Raw genomic sequence first — 20,584 nt, forward strand, 5'->3', positions numbered from 1 at the left:
AAGCAATCGATATCATAAGTTTTAGCTATTGAATATTCAATTATCATTTGATATTAGTAATTGATTTTTTGGGTTTGCCTTTATTTTTAGTGTCACGATGGCGCTGTTTTACTTTTTTCTTTTTTGCCTGCTCTTGTTTTTTGCTTGTGCTTTTTTGTTTGGCTTTTTGTGAGGGCTTTTTCTTAGTTGCTGGTTTTGGCGCTTTTGTTTTAGGCCGCAATTCGTCAATTGTTCTTAATTTGATCGGTTCTTGAATGTAGCGCTCAATTTTTTGCAACAATTCGTTATCATGTGCTTCGACTAGTGTTATTGCAGTGCCTTTTTTCCCTGCGCGAGCAGTGCGACCAATACGGTGCAAATAAACATCGGCAGTTTTCGGGGCATCAAAATTAATAACGTGGGTGATATCATCAATATCAATTCCACGCGCTGCAACATCAGTTGCAACCAGTACATTAACAATGTTATTGCTAATTCTTTTGATTGCTTCGTTGCGTTTTGCTTGTACCATTTCACCTTCTAAATAGCAACTGTGGATGCCAGATTGATGCAGCAGGCTAACTAATTCGTGCACACGTTCACGTTTACGAACAAATACAATGGTTTTTTTTAATTCTTGTTGTTTTAATAAGTGAGTAAGCAGTGCCACTTTATGAGGTAAGTCGTCAGCACGATAATAGAATTGTAGGATCTTTTTTCGCTCTTTACGTGATGGATCGGCATTGATTTCAATTGGTGCATTTAAAATACGACTGGCAAAATTATGCAGCCCTTCGCCTTCAAGTGTAGCTGAAAATAATAAAGTTTGTTTACGCCAGCGAGTTTCGGCTGATATGGTTTCGACATCTTGCGAAAAGCCCATATCTAGCATGCGATCCGCTTCATCTAAAATCAACATTTCAACAGCTCGACAATCGAAATTCTCTTCTTTTATATATTGTAATAATCGACCTGTTGTTGCTATAACGATATCTTGGTTTTTACTAAATACCTCGGCGTGATTCATATAAGCAACACCGCCAGTAATAGTTGCAATACTTAAATGGGTGGATTCGGTTACTAATTTTGCTTGTTCGGCAATTTGCATAGCAAGTTCACGCGTTGGTGTTAAAATCAAAATGCGTGGTGGACCTGGTTTACGACGTGGAAAGTCCAATAAATGTTGTACAGCAGGAATTAAAAAAGCCAGTGTTTTACCGGTACCCGTAGGCGCGGAGCCTAAAATATCTTTGCCATCTAAAGCAACGGGGATGGTTTGCGCTTGGATAACTGTTGGAGTATTTATATTTTGTGCTTGAAGATTGTGAATTAATATATCATCTAATTCTAAATCAGAAAAAGTGTATGCTGTCATAGTGTTCTTGTTATCTAAAATTATAGGGCACATTATAACGGCAATTGTTATAACTACAATCAATAAAAGTGTGATGGATTATTATTCGTTCCTTATGAGGGGGTTAATTGTATGCAAGTTGTTGTGATTTAACGGTCTATTTGTGTGTCTAATAATTACACGCTTTATTTCAGCAAAACTTATCATCACTGGTTATTTGTGGTAAGATTAAGAGTATTATTATATCATGCACAACGATTATTTGTTTACACAGTGGAAATGAAATTAATTTAATTAGTTTGGTGCTTAACCATTTTGTCAGTTAACGCAAATTAACTTAAAATTCCATATTAAATAGTACGCCTATAATCAATATCAGATAATGACTATGACTGAATGTTTCTCGAATGATAACTATAATCGACAATTAGAAAAAAAAATAGATAATTTAAAAGCATTATTATCAGACTTTTCACTTCCCGAATTAGCTGTATATTCATCGCCTATTAGCCATTATCGTATGCGTGCTGAGTTTAGAATCTGGCATGATGGCGAAGATCTTTATCATATTATGTATGATAAAAAAACAAAAAAAAGGGTTAGGATTGATCAATTTCCCATCGCAACTAAACTCATTAATCAAGCCATGCAGGCGATTTTACCTTTGTTACAACATAATCAGTTGCTTCGCCATTTATTATTTCAAATTGATTATTTTTCGACATTAAGTGGTGAGTTATTAATTACGCTTTTGTATCACAAAAAATTAAGCGATGAGTGGATCATTGAAGCAAAAAAATTAAAAGAGCAATTAGCTGAACAGGGCATAGATGCCAGTATTGTCGGGCGAGCTAGTAATCAAAAAATAGTGATTGATGTTGATTATATTGATGAAGCTTTGCCAGTAATGGATAAGACGTTTCTTTATCGCCAAGTTGAAAATAGTTTTACTCAACCTAATGCTGCGGTAAATATTAAAATGCTACAGTGGGCTGTATCTGTTACTAAAAACTCATCGGGTGATTTACTTGAGCTTTATTGTGGTAATGGTAACTTTTCAATAGCGTTGGCGCAAAACTTTCGTAAAGTGTTGGCAACCGAAATTGCTAAAGCATCGGTTTATTCAGCTCAGTATAATATTGCAGTTAACCACATTGATAATCTTATTGTTGTACGATTATCGGCCGAAGAATTTACCAGTGCAATTAAAAAAGAACGCGAGTTTAATCGTTTAAAAGGAATTAATTTAGATGATTATCAGTGTGATACAGTACTTGTTGATCCACCACGTGGTGGATTGGATTTAAATACCATTGATATATTGACATCCTATAAAACTATTATTTATATTTCGTGTAATCCTTATACATTGCGTGATAATTTGCAGTTATTGACCAAGACACATTCAATTCAACATTTGGCTATGTTTGATCAGTTTCCTTATACCGAACATATCGAAACAGGTATTGTGTTGTGTAAAAAATAACAGGATATAATATTCAAAATAGGATATTTTTGCTAAAATATCCTCATATTTATACCTTACTACTTATTGTTTCAAGTATACATACATAGTTACATAGATTTATAATAAAAAAAAACCCTAGGTAAACTAGGGCTGCATTAAATTGCAAGGAATGGATGAAAGGAAATAAAACAATGAAACAATAATGTCTAGCCTCATGAATCATTGTGTAGCTACTATAGCAAAGACAAACAAACTTATTAATGACATGATCATTACAAAATAGTCATTAAACTATCATGTTTGGTTTGGCGTCTATCATTTATTCTGTTGTGATATTAGGCAATTTCGACAACAGACAAATAACAAAGGAAGTATTCAAACATGAAATTGTTAGTAGTTGAAGATGAGCAAAAAACAGGCGAGTATCTTCGCCAAGGTTTAATTGAATCTGGATTTGTTGTTGATCTGGCAAACAATGGTCTTGATGGTTATCATAAGGCAATGACTGAGGATTATGATTTAATTATTTTGGATGTCATGTTGCCAGATATTGTAGGTTGGAAAATTGTTCAGTCGCTGCGTGAAGCAGGCAAAGATACCCAAATCATGTTACTCACGGCTATGGGGCGTGTAGAAGATAAAGTAAAAGGCCTTAACTTAGGAGCAGATGATTATTTAGTAAAACCTTTTTCATTTGCTGAATTATTGGCACGAGTTAAATCAATGCTTCGACGTAATGTGCCTCAAGTTAATAATTCTCAATTGAGTATTGCTGATCTGGTCATGGATCTCCCTAAACGGACGGTAACACGTGGTGATAAACGTATTGATTTAACTAATAAAGAGTTTTTATTATTAGAGTATTTTTTACGTTATCCGGGCGAAGTGTTACCACGCTCGCTAATTGCTTCTCAAGTTTGGGATATGAATTTTGATAGTGATACTAACGTAATTGATGTTGCGATTCGTCGATTACGTAATAAAATCGATGCTGATTTTGAGCCAAAATTAATTCATACAGTCCGTGGAATGGGGTATAAGTTAGATGTCTTGGATGAAAACGAATAAGTTAATCTCATTTCGTTTGCCTCTTGTTGTTTGTTTGTTAACTTGTGGCTTGCTTTATTGTTTTAGTTTTTTTATTGAACGTTCTTTTGAAAAACTTTCAATTCAACAAAATGTCTCTGAGCTAAATTCGGTTATTGACTCAATTGAACGTGAACTTGTGTATTATTCTCCAGACGATAATCGTGATGAATTTATTCAGAATTTGTTATTAATTCTAACTGGGCATCATCGTTTATTTGTTTATATCATTGATGATGCAGGTAAAATTGTTTACCGAACACGTGGACCAAATTTAGCATTTGCTAAAACTCAGATTGATTTTGACACCATTATTAAAAATCATAGCACTGATGTTTGGAATCAAGATAAAGCATCATATCGAGTTGCTGCATCAAGCGTTGTTATTGAAAATGGTAAACAATATACAACTATAGCTGCTGTTGGTCGTGATTTACATATTGAATTTATTCAGCGATTACACGATGGTTTAGGATTACTTATTGGTATTGCTTGTATTTTGGCATTAATTGGTTCTTTTATTAGTATCTATTTTACCCAAAAACCGATTAATCGATTGATTAAAAAGATCGAAAAAATTAATCTTAAAAGCTTGAATTACCGTATTCCTACATCGCTGGTTCCCATTAAATACGTTAGCTTAGTCAAAGCATTTAATAATATGCTTAATCGTATGGAGGATGTGTTTCAGCGTCAACGCAATTTTACGGCAGATATTGCCCATGAGATGCGAACACCGATTACCAATCTAACAACTCAAACGCAAATTGTGCTGAGTAATGCTAGATCGACGAATGAATACCGTGAGATTTTATATTCTAATTTAGAAGAATACGAAAAAATGTCGCAGATGATTTCTGATATGCTATTTTTAGCTCAAGCAGATAATCGTCAACTGGTACCTAATTTAATTGATATTGATTTACATGATATGATCACCATGATGTGTGAGTATTTTGAACCACTTACTGATGAGAAAAATATTATCTTTAATCTTGAAGGTAATTGTTCCCATATTCAAGGGGATAAGATGATGTTAGGGCGAGCAATTAGTAATATTTTATCCAATGCAATTCGTTATACACCAGAAAACCAAATTATCACTATAACTTTAAACCAAGTCAGTGAGAAACGCATTAGGATTATTATAGCTAACCCGGGTAAAAAAATTGATAGCAAACATTTGCCACATCTTTTTGAGCGGTTTTATCGGGTTGATGAATCACGTCACCGTAATGGTAAAGATCGTTCGGGTACAGGCATAGGGCTTGCGATCGTTAAATCCATTGTTGAAACACATAAAGGCTCTATTTATGCTGAATCTGATGAGCAATCTACGAGATTTATTATTAATTTACCAACGGCTATTTAACATCAAAGTCGCTTATCAATAAATTAGCTGCTGTATAAGCAGCTTTTTCTTTTAGTTCTTGCGGTACATGATCGTTACGGACAATGTCGTCCAACACTTGCATGACAGCGCCTAAGGCATCTTCAATATAACCTAGTTCATTACTGCCAATTTGCGCATATTTTTCACAAATAAGTGCGCTATATTGATTTATTAACTTCATTTTTTGATTCCACCTATAAAAAGTTAGTTAAGCGCTGATAAACTTGCTCAGCTTGAATGGTTTGCATGCTTTTCTCTTTTGAGATAATGCTGAATTGATTTTTTCCATAGCCACCGATTAAATTTGGATCGGTTTGGCCAAATAAAGTAATGTTAGGACGATCCAATGCGGCAGTTAAGTGACTTAATCCTGTATCAACCGAAACAACCGCTTTTGCTCCAGCAATAATCCTTGCTATGTTAGAAAGTGGAAGTTTGGGAAGAACTTCGACATGTTGAAAGCCTTGAGCTAAGCGAATTGCTCGTGCTTGTTCATGTGGCGCCCCCCAAGGTAGCTTTATTCTTAATCCTGTCGGTTCAACTAATTTAATTAATTTTCGCCAAGCGTCTTCATTCCAATGCTTTTCATCGCGTGTTGTTGCATGTAAAAAAATTAGATACTGCTGATTATCGCTAGGTAGTGAAGATAAAAAGTGGCGCGCAATGGCATAATCACCCATTGAATTAGGTAGCTTGTACTGTAGACTTTGCGCAAACAGTAATCTAATACGCTCAATGGCATGCATCTGTTTGGGTACATTGTGTTTTACATCATAAAACCAACTGGCAATGGGTTCTTTAATGCTGTTTCGATCTAAACCATGCTTAATGCCTTGAGCTTTACGAGTAATAAGAAATGCACTTTTAATGAGTCCTTGCGCATCAATAATCACATCATATTGTTGTTGTCTTAAAGTATTAATAAAATCATGTCGCTCTTGGCGAATTGATTTAGCAAACCAATTTTTTCGCCAGCGTCTTATTGCAACAGGGAGCACTTTATTTACTGCAAAGTGCCAGCTGGGTATTTGGGCAAAATTTTCTTCTACTACCCAATCAAAAGTGATATCAGGTAAGTTGTTAGTAGCATCCGTTAATGCCGGTAGAGTATGGAGCACATCCCCCATGGATGACGTTTTAATCACTAATACTCGCATTATTCATTACTCTTTTGGCAACGTATGATAAGTTTCATCAAGGTTTCAAATACAATATCGGGTTTAATATCGATTAGACTTTGATGATAACCTTGTTCGGCATCGCCTTTACGGACGCGATGGTATCCGGTAATTAGGCGGATAACTTTGGCTTTATCAGACAGTGGTGGGGTAAAATCAGGGCTACTTGGTCCATAAAGTGCAACTAGAGGTCTGTCTAAAGCGGCAGCAATATGCATTAATCCTGAGTCATTAGTCACAATGGCTTTACAAGCTGCAATTAAACTAACTGCTTGCTCTAATTCGGTTTGACCGGCTAGATTAATGCACTTATCGCGATGTATCATTTTGGCAATGATTTGTTCACCCACTATACGATCATTTTTGGAACCCAAAATAATAACTTTGGCGTGTTGTTGAACTAGCATATCAGCAAGAGCGGCGTAATGATAATCGGGCCAACGTTTTGCCGGCCCAAATTCAGCCCCTGGACAAAAGCCAATTAATGGTTCATCTTGTGTAATTGCAAAGGTTAAAAGGGCTTGAATTATTTCGTCTTGTTCAACATTGAGTTTTGGCCATAACAAGGGTTGTGGTAAATCAGAAGACGAATGAATTTTATCTTTGGGATATGCAAGGGCAATATAGCGTTCAACCATTAACGGAAATGCCTGTTTATCGAGTTTTCGCAGGTCATTTAATAATCCATAGCGAATTTCACCTTTCCAGCCTGTGCGCTTAGGAATTTTTGCGAAAAATGGGATCATTGCCGATTTGAAAGAATTAGGCAACACAATTGCCTGATCATAATGGTTATCACGCAGTGATTTTCCTATTTCGCGACGTTTTGCTAAAGCAAACTCACCATGGTCTAATGGCATTGCAATTGCTTGATTTACTTCTGGCATTTTATTTAACAGCGCTCGACACCAAGCCGGTGCTAATACATCAATTTGATTATTAGAATCAAGTTGTTTTAATGTGCGATACAAACTTTGCGACATCATCATATCGCCAACCCATGAAGGACCAATAATGAGTGTTTTCATTTAATTAATTCCCTTTATTGTTCATTGAGCCATTTCATATATTCCGCAGTTCCTTCAGCAACAGTTTTAAATTCGATTGGACATGTTGTTTGTCTAAATTTAGTCATATCAGCTTGAGTATAGCTTTGGTAACGCCCTTTTAGATGCTCAGGGAAAGGAATATAATCAATTTCGCCTTTTTTATGATAGTTAAGTACCGCATCAGCAACAGCTTGAAATGATTCTGCTCGACCTGTTCCACAGTTATAAATGCCCGAGATTTTGTTTTTCCAGAACCATAAATTGACCGCAACGACATCACCAACATAAATAAAGTCACGTTTAAAATTCTCACTACCAGCAAAGAGTTTTGGTTTTTCACCTTTGTTAATCTGTTCATTTAAATGAAATGCAACACTTGCCATGCTACCTTTGTGCGATTCGCGAGGTCCATAGACATTAAAATAACGGAATCCGCAAACTGGTGAATTAGCTTGGGGTAATAGTTGTCTTACGTATTGGTCGAATAAGAACTTAGAATATCCATAAACATTTAAAGGTTTTTCGTAAGCGCGATCTTCAATAAAGTTATCACTGCGTCCACCATAAGTTGCGGCAGATGATGCATATAAAAATGGAATGTTGAAGTCTAAACAGTAATGCAGTAAGTCTTTTGAATAGTCATAGTTGTTTTCCATCATAAATTTACCATCCCATTCAGTGGTTGATGAACAAGCACCTTGGTGAAAAACAACATCAATATCGAGATCTTCATGACTAATAATAGCTGCGATAAACTCGTCTTTATCCATATAATCGGCAATATCTAGATCAGCCAAATTGGCAAATTTAGTGCCGTCGGTTAAATCATCAACAACTAAAATGTCTTTATGTCCTAGATCATTTAGACCTTTCACAATATTACTACCAATAAATCCAGCACCGCCAGTTACAAAAATCATGCTTATTTTCCTTAACCAATAAAATTAATCTGCTTATCATACCGATTTATGGCAAAATTTTCGAGTAATCATTTAAAAATGCATGGTGAGTACGGGTTTATTTATGAGTTTATTTTATTTTTTGCGGTAACTAATATATATCTTGCTAAATTAAGATAAGGTTCAATTTGGCAATACTTTTGTTCAAGTTCTAATAACTGCTCAAAGTGAGTTTCGGCCTTGGAGTTATTGGTAAGATAATCATGAAAAATGCGAATCCCTGTTTTTTGTAAGATAGTAAAATCTAACTGTGTCAGCCAGTGATATACGTCTGTTGGAACTCTTGGAAAATCAGGAGAAAGTGTCTTTTTTTTGCGTTTAGCTAAACCCGATTGCGTGTAACCAAAATTGCCTAATGTAACGGTTTTAAATAAAAGCGCATGATAGTTATAAAACATTAACGATAAATAACCCTCAGGGTTTAGATGTTTTTTTAATGATGTTATTAATTCAATTGGCTCAGCTATCCATTCTAAAACTGCATGACAAATGACTAAATCAAACTGTTGGCTAATTAAGTTATCAAGCTGTTGAATAGGGCAGCAAAGACAATTTATATTTACCTTTTCTGCTTGAGCTTTTTGTTTTGCCACTGCCAGCATTTGTTCAGAAATATCACAGAGTGTTACTTGATGTCCAAGCTTGGCAAGTCTGCAGGCGATTTGGCCTTGCCCACCGCCGGCATCAAGTATGGTTAGTGGCTTATTGGTTGGATAAGTTGATAAAATTTTTTCTAGTTCTTTCCATACTACCGCTTCGCGAATTTTGCCTTTGGTTGTGCCATAAATATTTTGTGCAAATTTATTGCTGATGTCATCAAAATTACGATCTTGTTTATTCATGAGTTATTTTTGATTGTTTAACTGTTTTGCTTCATCATTTATTTGTGCTATTTTAGCTGCCATCTGGCTATAGCACTGTTCCATTAAGGCTCTGGCATCTTCTTTGCCCAGATCTTTTGTTTCGATAGGATCTAGCATTTCAATAATAATATACCCATTATTTAGACGATTAAGCTTGATATCATTGGTTTGTGATACACAAATTGGCACAATGGGTACACCAGCTGCAATTGCGGCTTTAAATGCGCCTGTTTTAAACGGTAACAATCCACGTCCACGGCTACGAGTACCTTCTGGAAACATCCAAATAGATATGCCACGTTTTTTGATTTCATTGACAACTTGTTCAATTGTATCGCGAGCTTTTGATTTATTATTACGATCAATAAGAATATTGCCGGTAAGGTAATAAAGTTGCCCAAAAAATGGAATCCAAGCCAGACTTTTTTTACCGACCGTGACTGTTTTAGGCTGTACCACATCACCTGCTACAACGACATCATAGTTATCTTGGTGATTGGCAATATAGACGCAGCTACCCATTTTTCTAATATCAGGGGAGAGGCGAGTATCAACTTTCACACCGAATATTGGTTTAAAGAAAAAACTAAATAAATGTGCAAATCTTGCCACATTTTTAGGATTTCTTGGATTGAATAAGCAAAATAGAGTGCCTAACACGCAAATGACAATACCAATAATAACAACACTAATTAAGCGAAAGAGAAATACCATAATTTACCTCATAAGTTAACTTCACGTATTATATACATAATCTAAACTAATATACAGTTTGTTAAATACTGTTGTTAAAGGGAAATTTATGCATAAATCGACGATTATTTGGAATGAAAATCAGATGCCTGTTTCTGTTCATTTTGATGATGTATATTTTAATACCGAAGGCGCTATTGACGAAACAAGGTACGTATTTATTGAAAGTAATGATTTAACTCAGCGTTTTTTAGAGCATAAGCAAAATACATTTATTGTTGGTGAAACAGGTTTTGGTTCGGGACTAAGTTTTTTGATTTTATGGCAAACGTTTTTAAATTTTAGAAGTCAGCATCCGCATCATATACTTAAACATCTTGCTTTTTTCAGTGTCGAAAAGTATCCATTATCATTAGATGAACTTATAAAGGTGCATGATAATGTGATTTGTAAAAATGAAATGTTATTTTCGTTAGCAAAACAACTTCAGGCTAGTTTGATTGAGTCTACTTGCCAGTTTGACAACGTTAGTTTAACAATATGTTATGATGATATTCGCCATTTTTCTGATTTTTTAGCGAAGCAAAATGTATTGATTGATGCTTGGTTTTTTGATGGATTTTCTCCAGCTAAAAATCCTGATATGTGGTCAGAACCATTATTTAAAGATTGTTATGCATTGACGGCAACAAATGGTTCTTTTGCCACGTTTACTGCGGCTGGATTTGTGCGACGAAATTTGCTGAATGCTGGATTCAAAGTGCACAAACGCAAAGGATTTGGGGTAAAACGCGAAATGTTAATTGGGTATAAAGATGTGTAACCTTGCCAAGGTAATTGGCAAGGTAAAACGATGGATAAGTTTTATTTGGTTTAAAAATCAAATTGATAAATCAGATCTAATGTTTGTGCTAAGCTTGATGTAGCATCTAAATAGAGACTAGGCATTAGGCGGTAACGCAAAGTAAAAGTGGCCAGTGAATCAAATATGCCTACGCCATACTTGAGTTGTAAGTTAGGTAATATGTAACCACTCACCACAACTTTAGAGTTATTACCTGCACCTTGCGTATCAAGTGTTAGATTTTTGATACCAAATGCATTACCGATATCGCCAATATATTTACCGGTTTTTGCTGTGCCAATACCAACGAGTAATGCGGTCATCATGTCACTGTCACTTTGTTCCGCACTATCAAGTCCTTGACCCCGAATTAAGTAGGAAAGGGCTTCTTGCTGTGACATGGCCGGATCTGAAAACACTTCAATTTTAGGCGATTCCGAGGATCCCGTAACCCGAATTCCCGCCATGATATTACTATTATCCATAGATTCAGGATTACGGATTGCTTCAATGTCAAGCATGGCTTGATCTGTCGAGCCTGAAAATGTAATTATGCCTTTGTGGATAACCAAATCCTGTCCATAAGCATGGAATCGGCCTGTCGGAATCAAAACCTCGCCATGCAGATCAAGCCCCTTATTGGTTTGTGCCGCAATCAAGTTGCCTTTAAGTGAGGCTTTTAATCCAAAAGCATCGACCATAACTTGATCACCAATAGCAATTTCAAGATGGCTAAAGATTTTCATACCAAATTTTTGTGGATTAATTTCTTTTCGATTTATATCGAGCATTACTTCATCTGGCGATACATCAATACTCGATGATGGAAGTGATTCAACCGTTATTTTACCTTTTGGAATGCTCACTTTACCTAATAATGCTAGTTCATCTTGTGTTGCACTGATTTTAATATCGGGGACGATGGTCATAGCAATCATTGGTGGCACAGACACTTCCATGGCAGCGCCATTAACCGTTAACGAGGCTTGCCATTTATCAAAAGTGTTCCAGCTGGCATTACCATTAATATTAACATTGCCAGCTTGTGTAGCTAAAATACCTTTTAAGGTAGATGATTTACCCGTGAAATTGACATCAAACTTAGCTGATTTTACATCAATTGGTAATTGGCTTGATTTTATTTCACTATTTTGTAAGTTAATGTTACCTGTAAGCAATGGGTCATTGAGTGATCCAGAAAATTTAACCTTACCATTAATGGCTCCTTTGGCATAATCTTTGCTATCTAATAACGGATTAATAATTGCTAACGCCAAATGATCGATATTTAATTGGCCACTTAATGCTTTTTGATTAATTGGATCTGTTATAACGATATTCCCGCTAATTTTTCCTAGTTTATTTAGGCCAAAAATCCAATCTAATTTAGCTTGTTGTTCATTAAATTCTGCATCAATCTTAAAAAGATCGAAAGGCAGTGGCAACGACTGCGAAGTCACCATTTGTTGAATATAAACATCATGGCTGGTTATATTTGCTTTTATTGATGGTATTTCAGTGTCATTTTTAAATTGGATGATGACTTTACCATTTACATTACCAGCAAGTTTGGTTTCACCATCATTAGGTATCGGTAGTTTAGATAGATTAATTTCTTTTAAAGTAATACTCGTATCGCTGTTTTTAGTTAGCGAAAATTGTTTATCAAGGCAAATAGTTGATTTTCCATTTATCCAGCAATGGGAATTAATGGTTGGAATTTGATTATTCACATCATAAGCTAAATCCATAGATTTAGCGAGTTGCCAATTATTGTTCTTGCCTAAATTAAGTAGGGCATGTGGAATGGTTGCACTCCATTTTGTGCGTGCTTTATCAAGCTGTCCGGTTAGTGAGGTCTTTAATGATGCTGGCTCACCATCAATATTAACGGTTAAAGTATGCTGCCTTTCACTGCCAGATAGATCAATAGTTGCTTTTTTGATGGTTTGGCTTGGCAATTCTATTGATTGACCGGTTAGTTTGATGTTACCACTGACTTGATTTTTATATTCAACTTTGCCAACAAGATTGGCTTTAGCAACTTTGATCGTGTCAAAAGAAAGTGAGTTAACCAACAAATTGGTATCAATAGTGGTATTGCTAGCAGCGCCATTGAGTTTAATATTGCCCGCAATTGATCCTTGCATGCCCTCAATCAATAGCGATAGTGATTCGAAATTTAACTTCGCAAGTAAGCTGCCTCTTTCACTTGAGCCATTTAAATTGAGCTGATTTTTCCCCCATTTAATCGCAAAATCATCTGCAGTGGCTTTATTTTCAGAGTTAACAAATAGATTACCTGATGTCGAAAAATCGGCATGTTTGATATTACCTTTTAACTGTAAATTGGACAAATTAAATGCCCATTCGTCTCCCTCTAGCGAGCCGGTTGTTTTCAATTGTCCGTTTAATCGAATTGGATAATTTGGTAATTCTTTGGTGATATCAACGTTATTGAGTTTTATATCAGTATCCCATTGCAGGGCTTGTTGCCAATTTGCAGTTCCTGCTATATTAATTTCACCTTGAGGTAATTTAATTATGCCATGGTCGATTATTGCACCTTGATTGGTGCCTGTACCAGCAATATCAAACATAGTATTGGCTAATTGTTCTCCTTTTATATGACCTTTAGCTGACATTTGATACTGCTGCACATTACCATTGATTGATGCATCAAAATCATTTAATTCATATTGCGCTTGCCCTTCCATTGGCCATTGAATATGCTTACCTTCGAGTTGGGTCATGATAGGTAGGTATTTTTCAATAAAATTGATGTGTCCACTTAGTTTCATCTGATTTGAACCGTTCATGGTTGTATTGACTAACAACTCACCCAGCAATTTTCCTGAAAACTGTGCATCAAATTGGTTTTGTTCGGTACTTGCTTTCACTAACGCTAGTACTGGCCAATTGTCATGTAATGTGATTTCGCCCGAAACCGAAGCATGTCCGCTTGCGTAAGGGGTGGTAGCATCTGTATCGACTTGTTTTACAATGATACGACTATTAACGATATTAGTTTGAATGACAACGTTATTGAATCGATAATCTTGCCCACCCATATGTAATAACCAGTTATTACCGGTTAAACTTGTCACATTAATATTTAATGGAATATTAACTTGAGGTAATGAGTCAATCAGTGGTTGATTAAAAAGTTGGCTGATTTTTTCATTAAGCGAGATATCTTCAACTGTTGCTTTAACGGGTGCATTGGTTATTTTATTATCCGCAAAAATAGCGCTTAAATCTGTTGCTACAGCCGGATAAACATAAATTTGATTATTAACCCACGTTGCTTTACCAGTAAAGTCTGACATACCAAATTGCATATCATCAACGGTGACTTTTATATCTGTTAGGTGGGTATTTTTAAGATCTATAGGTAACGGTGTTTTAAGTTCAAAACGTATTTCTGTGCTGGGCTCTTCGCTAGGTGAACTATCTATTTGTTCGGTATTAATTGAAACATTTACACCATTGGCATTAAATTGATTGATACAGATTTCGGTTTTTAATAAACAAAGTCCAGTAAGTGAAAGTGAGGCATCATTGACTTGAACATTAACACCTGGTAATTGTAGCGAAAGACCTTGAATATGCAGATTATGGAAGGTTCCCTCAACTTGTGTTATCTTTAACTCAGGTAAAAATTTATTTAAAACATAAGTGGTTAGTCTGACCCCTATACTTGTGTATATAAATAGAATAACAAAGGCAATTAGAAAGACGAAAACAGATAAAATGGCAACGCTTCGCTTTTTCCATTTATATATCCGTTTCAGGTTTTTAATTTTTTTTATTCTAACAGAATTTGTTGTCATATTATAATTCGCTTCCTAGGCCAATGTATAGGTGAATAGAACCAGTGTCTTTGTTGAGCGGTGTTGCTAAATCAATTTTTATTGGTCCAACAGGTGATGTCCAACGAATTCCCAATCCTGTCCCAGTATAAAATTTGGTTTTATCAACTTTGTCTATAGCTTCGCCTGTATCTACAAACGCAGCTCCCCACCATGATCCAGATAAATTATATTGATATTCAAACGAACCGGTAATGAGTTTAGATGCACCTTTTAACTTGTCTTTTTTATCCTTAGGTGAAATAGATTGATAACTGTAACCTCGAATACTGCGTTCACCACCGGCAAAAAATCTGAATGAAGGTGGAACTCGGTCAAAATTGTTTGCTTGTATAATGCCAAAATTACCGCGGGCTATAAATCGATGCGATTTTTTTAGTGATCGAATCCAAGTTTGCTGTGCTTGAAAGCGTACAAAATTAATATCTGAACCTAATTCCTTTCCAGCTGCTTCAACAGAGTAACGCTGCGAATCGCCCCACATCGCTAATAATTCACCATCGGAACGGATTCTTGATAAGCTAAGCGAAGGATAATACAAAAATGTTTTAAAACTTGCATCACCTTGGGTAAAATCATCTTGTAACACATTGAAACCTAATGCTGTTTGCCATCCATAAAAATTATCCCAGTTGCGTAAAGCTCCGAATGTGTAAGATCGCGAATAGGTATCATTATTATCAATCTTTTTATAACCACCTTGGATAGTGTAATATTGCTCTAAAGGCGATTTTTTTAACGGGATTTTGTAACTCATAGTGACCAGTTGTTCTGGTGAAGATAGCGATAAGTTACTTTGAAAACTTTGTCCTCGGCTATTGATCCAAGGTTTATTCCAACCAATTTTACCGTGCACACCGTTATCAGTTGAAAAGCCTAATCCTAAATCCATATTATTTTTTTTACGGGGTGAAGTTTCTACATCGATGGGAAGTACTTTATCTTCTGTTAAATGAGGAAAATCCGGGACAACCACCACCGAATTAAACCAATTTGTTGAGGTAAGGCGTCTATTTAATGATGACAACTGCTCGGCTGTATATTCCTCACCCTCTTTAAATGGCACAATATTAGCTAAATAATCATCACGGATTTTGGCATTATGAAAAGTAACTTTACCCAATCGATAGCGTCTACCTGTCGTATAATCAATATTCCAGAAGGCTTGATGCTTAGACATTAAGACAGCTAACTGATGTTTAGGCATATTTGCATCAAAGTAACCTTTTTTTAATGATAAATTTTGCAGACTTTTCTTAAATGATTCGTAAATACCATGATTTAACACATCGCCAATTTTGGGTAAATTATTTTTTAGCAAATATTCAAAATCGGGATCTTTTTGTCCGTCCCCAGTAATATTGACATTGAGCTGCTCAACTAATACGGGTTCGCCAGGCGATATACTAACAACAAGCACTTTAGGGTTTTGTGCGTTATATTCAAAAGTAGGGGAGTAGTAACCTAAAGCGCGTAGTGCTTTTTGGGCTTCACTTTCAAAATAACGCTTAAAATTTGGGGTATCACTAACTTTGTCTGGTGTAATTAATGAAGTACGCGCCTCAACATTATCAGCAAGTTCTCCTGTTAATCCCTTAATGGATAATTTCATATCAGCATAACTTGCTGTAGCTACCATCGCTAAAAGTAAACCTAATGAACAGGAAAATCGCGACACATACACCTCGTATAATATTAAGATTCAAGTAAAGTGACATGACCAATATAGGGTAAGTGACGGTAGTGTTGAGCATAGTCAATACCATAACCCACAACAAACTCGTCAGGAATGGAAAATCCGATATATTTAACAGGAACGTTTACTTCACGCCGTGAAGGTTTATCTAGTAGTGTACAAATTTCAATACTACGTGGATGTCGCAATTTTAAAATAGCCATAACTTTGCTGAGTGTATTTCCCGTATCTATAATATCTTCGATAATCAATACATCTTTATCACGGATATCTTCGTCTAAGTCTTTTAATATTTTTACATCACGGTTACTAATAATAGCATTACCATAGCTTGATGCTGTCATAAAATCAACTTCGTGTCCGACCGTAATTGCCCTGCTCAAATCGGCCATAAAAATGAAAGAGCCACGCAAAAGGCCAACTAAAATAAGTTCATTTTGGCTATCTTTATAGTCTTGACTTATTTGTTGACCTAATTCGATTATGCGCTTTTGGATATCATCAGTAGATATCATCATGTCTAATTTGTGTTTTTTCATTAATAATACTCAAATTAACTTTTAAAAAATTAAATGAGATTCTAGCAATATTCCTTGATAAAAAGAATAAGCGAACTCATTTTTTATTAAACTAACATGGGAATGGATTTTAATATTTTATACTCAAACACCTAGTTACCTGAAACTTTTTGACAACTATTTTTAATCATTTTTTTGTGTAAACGTCGTTTTTTAAAAAACTCACTTAAAATAGCGCTACATTCGTTAGCTAGTACTCCGCCTTTAATTTCTGCATAATGGTTTATACCTTGCTGAGCAAGAATATCGATAAAAGAACCTGCCGCGCCAGTTTTGTAATCACTTGCACCATATACTACACGTTTAATACGGCTATGAATAATGGCGCCAGCACACATAATACAAGGTTCAAGAGTGACATATAAAGTTGTATTAATTATGCGATAGTTATTCAAAAATTTACCCGCTTGTTCAATAGCTATTATTTCAGCGTGAGCAGTGGGATTATGCTTACTAATGGATTGATTAAAACCTTCACCAATAATTTGATTATTTTCATCAACAATCACCGCACCGACCGGGATTTCTCCTATCGATTCGGCACGATTAGCAAGCATTAATGCACGGCGCATCCAAATTTCATCTGACATTTTCAAATTACAAATTATTGAGATTTAGAACATCACGCATGTCGTATAAACCAACGGGTTGTTTGGCAAGCCAGAGTGAAGCTCTTACAGCTCCATTAGCGAATGTCATACGGCTAGATGCTTTATGACTAATTTCAACACGTTCGCCAATATCGGCAAAGATAGCAGTATGTTCTCCTACTATGTCACCGGCCCTGATAGTTGCAAAGCCGATAGCGCCTTGTGGCCTTTCACCTGTATGACCTTCGCGACAGTAAACAGCGCGATCTTTTAAGTTACAATCAAGAGCCTCTGCAATTGCTTCACCCATGGCTAATGCTGTACCAGACGGCGCATCAACCTTGTGACGGTGATGCGCTTCAATAATTTCGATATCAGTATAATCGCCCATAATTTTGGTGGCTTTTTCCAATAATTTTAGCACTAAGTTAACACCGACACTGAAATTTGCGGCAAAAACAATAGCAATGTTTTTAGCTGCATCAGCAATAGCTTGTTTGCCTACCTCATCAAAACCAGTTGTGCCAATGATTATCATTTTTTTATTTTCAACACAAAAAGCTAAGTGTGCAAGGGTGCCTTCAGGTCTAGTAAAATCAATTAATACGTCAAATTGGTCTTTAGCTTGTTCTAGATTATTGGTGACTGTAATACCACAAGTACCGATCCCAGCAAGTTCACCAGCATCACTACCAATTAATGATGAACCATCTCGTTCAAATGCTGCACCTAAGGTAACCCCTTCGATTTGCGAAACAGCTTGGATAAGTTGCCGTCCCATTTTGCCACCAGCGCCAGTGATCGCGATACGAATCATGTTTGTTGACATATAACTTTCCTTAACTTTTTGTGAATGTAGATAAATAAATATTATAGCGGAAAATAAATAACTTATACACATAAGCTAAACTTTAATGCTACAATTTTTGATCCGTTTTCTATAAAAAATAATCAGGAGTTATTATGCGATCTCCATGGTATTTTGGTTGGAATATCGTTATTGCAGCATCTTTTCTCACTTTGCTTTCTAGTGGGTTGAGAATGAGTATGGGGGTCTTTTTTCTTCCCATTGCAAATGATCTCGGTTTTAGCCGTAGCGTCCTTTCTGGAATTATTGCTATAGGTATGCTTTTTTCAGGTATCGCAATGCCAATAGCCGGATATTTAGTGGGTAAATATAGCACTCGTTTTGTCCTAATATTAGGCACGATCATTATTATTCTTTCGACAGTTTGGTCAGCTAACTCAACCGATTATTGGAGCTTTTTACTATCTTTCGGTATTGCATTATCTTTTGGTACTTCTTTTGTGGGGTCAGTTAGCTTTACGCCCATTGTAGCGCGTTGGTTTATTAAACGCAGAGGATTGGCCTTATTTATTTTATCAACAGGAAGTATGGCAGGTATTGCAGTGATGTTACCTGTTTTTGCATTCTTCATTCCTATTTATGGATGGCAAACAACGCTAATTTCGTTTGCTGTGATTTTTATGATTATCGCCTTGCCTATTGCTTTGTTTATTATGAAAGATAATCAATCTGAGATCGAAAATTCTAGGATAGAGCCTGTTATCAATCAAAAAATAGAGCCTAGTATCAAACTTATAGATGTACTAAAAACACGTCCATTTTGGCAACTGAGTTTTGGGCTTTTTACCTGTGGCTTCAGTATGAATTTATTAGGGACACATGGTGTCCCAATGCTTATCGATCATGGATTTGATCCTATCACCAGTTCTAATGGTATTGGTTTAATTGGTTTAGTCGCTATTTTTAGTACCTTAGTTTTGGGTTATCTATCTGATATAGTACAACGAAAAAACATTTTGATGATGGTTTATTTAATACGAGGCTTAGGTTTTATTGCTCTTGTTTTAGCATCAACTAAATGGCAGCTTTTTACTATTGCAGCAGTGGGTGGTTTGGTTTGGGCTGGCGCTTTGTCAATGTCTGGAGCTATTACAGCAGATATTTATGGAGTAAAAATTGTGGGATTACTTTCTGGATTAACCTATTTGGGGCATCAAATTGGTGCGATGATTGGTTCATGGTTAGGTGGATGGGCTTACGATCACTTACACACTCATCTAGTTGCGTTTGGTACGGCAAGTATTTTATTGTTACTAGCGGCATTTAGCACCTATCTTCTTCCCAAACGATAATAGCTTAAAACAAATGGACGCCAAGTCGCGTCCATTCTTGGTTACAAAACTTTTAATAATTCAACATCAAAAATTAATGCACTGTATGGTGGAATTGATGCACCAGCACCTTGAGCACCATAAGCTAACTCTTGAGGAATATATAAACGCCATTTTGAACCTTCAGGCATCAGTTGTAGCGCTTCAACCCAGCCTTGAATTACGCCATTGACAGGAAACTCAGCCGGTTGTCCACGCTCTACTGAGCTATCAAATACAGTACCATCAATCAATTTACCTGTATAATGGACTTGGACGCGATCTGTTGCTTTAGGTAAAGCGCCATCACCTTGTTGGATTATTTCATACTGTAAACCAGATTCAGTCGATTTAATGCCATCTTTATCAAGGTTTTTAGCAAGAAAATCTTTACCTGCTTGAGCAATTTTTTCTGCTTGTTTGGCTTTTTCTTTTGTTGCTTGTTCGTGTACATGACGTAGTGCATCATGTAGTTCTTGCAAAGGTAGTGCAGGCGGATTACCGGCTAAAACATCTTCCATTGCTTGTTTTAACGCATTAAGTTCTAAATTATTTAAGCCTGATTCTTTCAATTGTTGCCCAATTTGTAATCCAATAGCATAACTTGCTTTTTGATCTATTGTTTCTAGTTTCATTTTGTACCTTAATTGTTTAAAAAAAGCGTCTATTATGACTATATTAAGTTGGTGGATACAAGGATAAAAGTCAAGTGATAATTCGCATTATTACTTGATGATAACTTGATTATTAGCTAATTGTTAAAGAATTTATCAATTTGGCTAGCACTCAGGCAAAATATCAGCG

Annotated in this window: 18 protein-coding genes; 5 read left to right on the forward strand and 13 right to left on the reverse strand. The window is 35.8% G+C overall.

Annotation, left to right across the window (positions count from 1 at the left end):
- Positions 1–43: 43 nt before the first annotated feature.
- Positions 44–1,354, reverse strand: coding sequence for an ATP-dependent RNA helicase SrmB (srmB, locus tag ACYIAM_RS05860; protein ID WP_483747599.1), 1,311 nt, complete (start codon positions 1,352–1,354; stop codon positions 44–46).
- A gap of 367 nt (positions 1,355–1,721) precedes the next feature.
- Here srmB and trmA point away from each other — a divergent pair, with 367 nt between their 5' ends.
- The 3 genes from trmA to ACYIAM_RS05875 all read left to right on the forward strand — a co-directional run bounded on the left by trmA (position 1,722) and on the right by ACYIAM_RS05875 (position 5,259).
- Entirely contained in the window at positions 1,722–2,819 is a 1,098-nt protein-coding gene (gene trmA, locus ACYIAM_RS05865) for a tRNA (uridine(54)-C5)-methyltransferase TrmA (protein ID WP_483747600.1), read from the forward strand.
- Positions 2,820–3,182: 363 nt separating this feature from the next.
- Positions 3,183–3,869 (forward strand): heavy metal response regulator transcription factor, encoded by a 687-nt coding sequence (locus ACYIAM_RS05870; RefSeq protein WP_065639201.1) that lies wholly within the window; start codon positions 3,183–3,185, stop codon positions 3,867–3,869.
- Positions 3,847–5,259 carry a heavy metal sensor histidine kinase gene (locus tag ACYIAM_RS05875; RefSeq protein ID WP_174796108.1) on the forward strand — a complete coding sequence of 471 codons (1,413 nt, stop codon included), beginning with the start codon at positions 3,847–3,849 and terminating at the stop codon, positions 5,257–5,259. Before ACYIAM_RS05870 ends, ACYIAM_RS05875 begins: the two co-directional genes overlap by 23 nt.
- On the opposite strand, the gene ACYIAM_RS05880 is transcribed toward ACYIAM_RS05875, so the two are convergent.
- The 6 genes from ACYIAM_RS05880 to ACYIAM_RS05905 form a co-directional block, all read right to left on the reverse strand.
- Positions 5,252–5,452 (reverse strand): YaeP family protein, encoded by a 201-nt coding sequence (locus ACYIAM_RS05880; RefSeq protein WP_174796156.1) that lies wholly within the window; start codon positions 5,450–5,452, stop codon positions 5,252–5,254. The two genes, ACYIAM_RS05875 and ACYIAM_RS05880, sit on opposite strands and share 8 nt — an antisense overlap.
- A 22-nt stretch (positions 5,453–5,474) precedes the next feature.
- Positions 5,475–6,437, reverse strand: a complete 963-nt coding sequence (rfaC, locus tag ACYIAM_RS05885; protein ID WP_174796109.1) for a lipopolysaccharide heptosyltransferase RfaC — start codon at positions 6,435–6,437, stop codon at positions 5,475–5,477.
- Positions 6,437–7,486 (reverse strand): ADP-heptose--LPS heptosyltransferase RfaF, encoded by a 1,050-nt coding sequence (gene rfaF, locus ACYIAM_RS05890; RefSeq protein WP_483747601.1) that lies wholly within the window; start codon positions 7,484–7,486, stop codon positions 6,437–6,439. The genes rfaC and rfaF overlap by 1 nt, the downstream gene beginning before the upstream one ends.
- A 14-nt stretch (positions 7,487–7,500) precedes the next feature.
- The gene (rfaD, locus tag ACYIAM_RS05895) at positions 7,501–8,427 is read right to left on the reverse strand and encodes an ADP-glyceromanno-heptose 6-epimerase (RefSeq protein ID WP_483747602.1); all 927 of its coding nucleotides are present in this window, start codon (positions 8,425–8,427) and stop codon (positions 7,501–7,503) included.
- 101 nt (positions 8,428–8,528) lie between these two features.
- Positions 8,529–9,308, reverse strand: coding sequence for a methyltransferase domain-containing protein (locus ACYIAM_RS05900; protein WP_174796112.1), 780 nt, complete (start codon positions 9,306–9,308; stop codon positions 8,529–8,531).
- A gap of 3 nt (positions 9,309–9,311) precedes the next feature.
- A complete protein-coding gene (locus ACYIAM_RS05905; RefSeq protein ID WP_483747603.1) occupies positions 9,312–10,043 on the reverse strand; it encodes a 1-acylglycerol-3-phosphate O-acyltransferase in 732 nt (243 codons plus the stop codon).
- 88 nt (positions 10,044–10,131) lie between these two features.
- Here ACYIAM_RS05905 and mnmC2 point away from each other — a divergent pair, with 88 nt between their 5' ends.
- The gene (gene mnmC2 / locus ACYIAM_RS05910) at positions 10,132–10,845 is read left to right on the forward strand and encodes a tRNA (5-methylaminomethyl-2-thiouridine)(34)-methyltransferase MnmC2 (protein ID WP_483747604.1); all 714 of its coding nucleotides are present in this window, start codon (positions 10,132–10,134) and stop codon (positions 10,843–10,845) included.
- Between the two features lie 50 nt (positions 10,846–10,895).
- On the opposite strand, the gene tamB is transcribed toward mnmC2, so the two are convergent.
- From tamB to dapB, 5 genes are all read right to left on the reverse strand, one after another.
- Positions 10,896–14,699, reverse strand: coding sequence for an autotransporter assembly complex protein TamB (gene tamB, locus ACYIAM_RS05915; protein WP_483747605.1), 3,804 nt, complete (start codon positions 14,697–14,699; stop codon positions 10,896–10,898).
- 1 nt (position 14,700) lies between these two features.
- The gene (gene tamA / locus ACYIAM_RS05920) at positions 14,701–16,377 is read right to left on the reverse strand and encodes an autotransporter assembly complex protein TamA (protein WP_483747620.1); all 1,677 of its coding nucleotides are present in this window, start codon (positions 16,375–16,377) and stop codon (positions 14,701–14,703) included.
- 56 nt (positions 16,378–16,433) lie between these two features.
- A complete protein-coding gene (gene hpt, locus ACYIAM_RS05925) occupies positions 16,434–16,973 on the reverse strand; it encodes a hypoxanthine phosphoribosyltransferase (RefSeq protein WP_483747606.1) in 540 nt (179 codons plus the stop codon).
- Between the two features lie 131 nt (positions 16,974–17,104).
- Positions 17,105–17,602 (reverse strand): tRNA adenosine(34) deaminase TadA, encoded by a 498-nt coding sequence (gene tadA, locus ACYIAM_RS05930; RefSeq protein WP_065639190.1) that lies wholly within the window; start codon positions 17,600–17,602, stop codon positions 17,105–17,107.
- 7 nt (positions 17,603–17,609) lie between these two features.
- Entirely contained in the window at positions 17,610–18,431 is an 822-nt protein-coding gene (gene dapB / locus ACYIAM_RS05935; protein ID WP_483747607.1) for a 4-hydroxy-tetrahydrodipicolinate reductase, read from the reverse strand.
- Between the two features lie 134 nt (positions 18,432–18,565).
- On the opposite strand from dapB, the gene ACYIAM_RS05940 reads away from it, so the two are divergent.
- The gene (locus tag ACYIAM_RS05940) at positions 18,566–19,762 is read left to right on the forward strand and encodes an MFS transporter (protein ID WP_483747608.1); all 1,197 of its coding nucleotides are present in this window, start codon (positions 18,566–18,568) and stop codon (positions 19,760–19,762) included.
- 41 nt (positions 19,763–19,803) lie between these two features.
- Here the strand turns inward: ACYIAM_RS05940 and bamJ are convergent, their stop codons facing one another.
- The gene (bamJ, locus tag ACYIAM_RS05945; RefSeq protein ID WP_483747609.1) at positions 19,804–20,415 is read right to left on the reverse strand and encodes a BamJ family beta-barrel-assembly machinery protein; all 612 of its coding nucleotides are present in this window, start codon (positions 20,413–20,415) and stop codon (positions 19,804–19,806) included.
- Between the last annotated feature and the right edge of the window lie 169 nt (positions 20,416–20,584).

It is taken from the genome of Gilliamella sp. X-60, from assembly GCF_057063585.1.

Excerpts from the sequence above, each read along its gene's own strand:
- srmB (WP_483747599.1), bottom strand. The coding sequence starts at position 1,354 with ATGACAGCATACACTTTTTCTGATTTAGAATTAGATGATATATTAATT.
- trmA (WP_483747600.1), top strand. The coding sequence starts at position 1,722 with ATGACTGAATGTTTCTCGAATGATAACTATAATCGACAATTAGAAAAA.
- ACYIAM_RS05870 (WP_065639201.1), top strand. The coding sequence starts at position 3,183 with ATGAAATTGTTAGTAGTTGAAGATGAGCAAAAAACAGGCGAGTATCTT.
- ACYIAM_RS05875 (WP_174796108.1), top strand. The coding sequence starts at position 3,847 with ATGTCTTGGATGAAAACGAATAAGTTAATCTCATTTCGTTTGCCTCTT.
- rfaC (WP_174796109.1), bottom strand. The coding sequence starts at position 6,437 with ATGCGAGTATTAGTGATTAAAACGTCATCCATGGGGGATGTGCTCCAT.
- rfaF (WP_483747601.1), bottom strand. The coding sequence starts at position 7,486 with ATGAAAACACTCATTATTGGTCCTTCATGGGTTGGCGATATGATGATG.
- rfaD (WP_483747602.1), bottom strand. The coding sequence starts at position 8,427 with ATGATTTTTGTAACTGGCGGTGCTGGATTTATTGGTAGTAATATTGTG.
- ACYIAM_RS05900 (WP_174796112.1), bottom strand. The coding sequence starts at position 9,308 with ATGAATAAACAAGATCGTAATTTTGATGACATCAGCAATAAATTTGCA.
- ACYIAM_RS05905 (WP_483747603.1), bottom strand. The coding sequence starts at position 10,043 with ATGGTATTTCTCTTTCGCTTAATTAGTGTTGTTATTATTGGTATTGTC.
- mnmC2 (WP_483747604.1), top strand. The coding sequence starts at position 10,132 with ATGCATAAATCGACGATTATTTGGAATGAAAATCAGATGCCTGTTTCT.
- tamB (WP_483747605.1), bottom strand. The coding sequence starts at position 14,699 with ATGACAACAAATTCTGTTAGAATAAAAAAAATTAAAAACCTGAAACGG.
- tamA (WP_483747620.1), bottom strand. The coding sequence starts at position 16,377 with ATGGTAGCTACAGCAAGTTATGCTGATATGAAATTATCCATTAAGGGA.
- hpt (WP_483747606.1), bottom strand. The coding sequence starts at position 16,973 with ATGAAAAAACACAAATTAGACATGATGATATCTACTGATGATATCCAA.
- tadA (WP_065639190.1), bottom strand. The coding sequence starts at position 17,602 with ATGTCAGATGAAATTTGGATGCGCCGTGCATTAATGCTTGCTAATCGT.
- dapB (WP_483747607.1), bottom strand. The coding sequence starts at position 18,431 with ATGTCAACAAACATGATTCGTATCGCGATCACTGGCGCTGGTGGCAAA.
- ACYIAM_RS05940 (WP_483747608.1), top strand. The coding sequence starts at position 18,566 with ATGCGATCTCCATGGTATTTTGGTTGGAATATCGTTATTGCAGCATCT.
- bamJ (WP_483747609.1), bottom strand. The coding sequence starts at position 20,415 with ATGAAACTAGAAACAATAGATCAAAAAGCAAGTTATGCTATTGGATTA.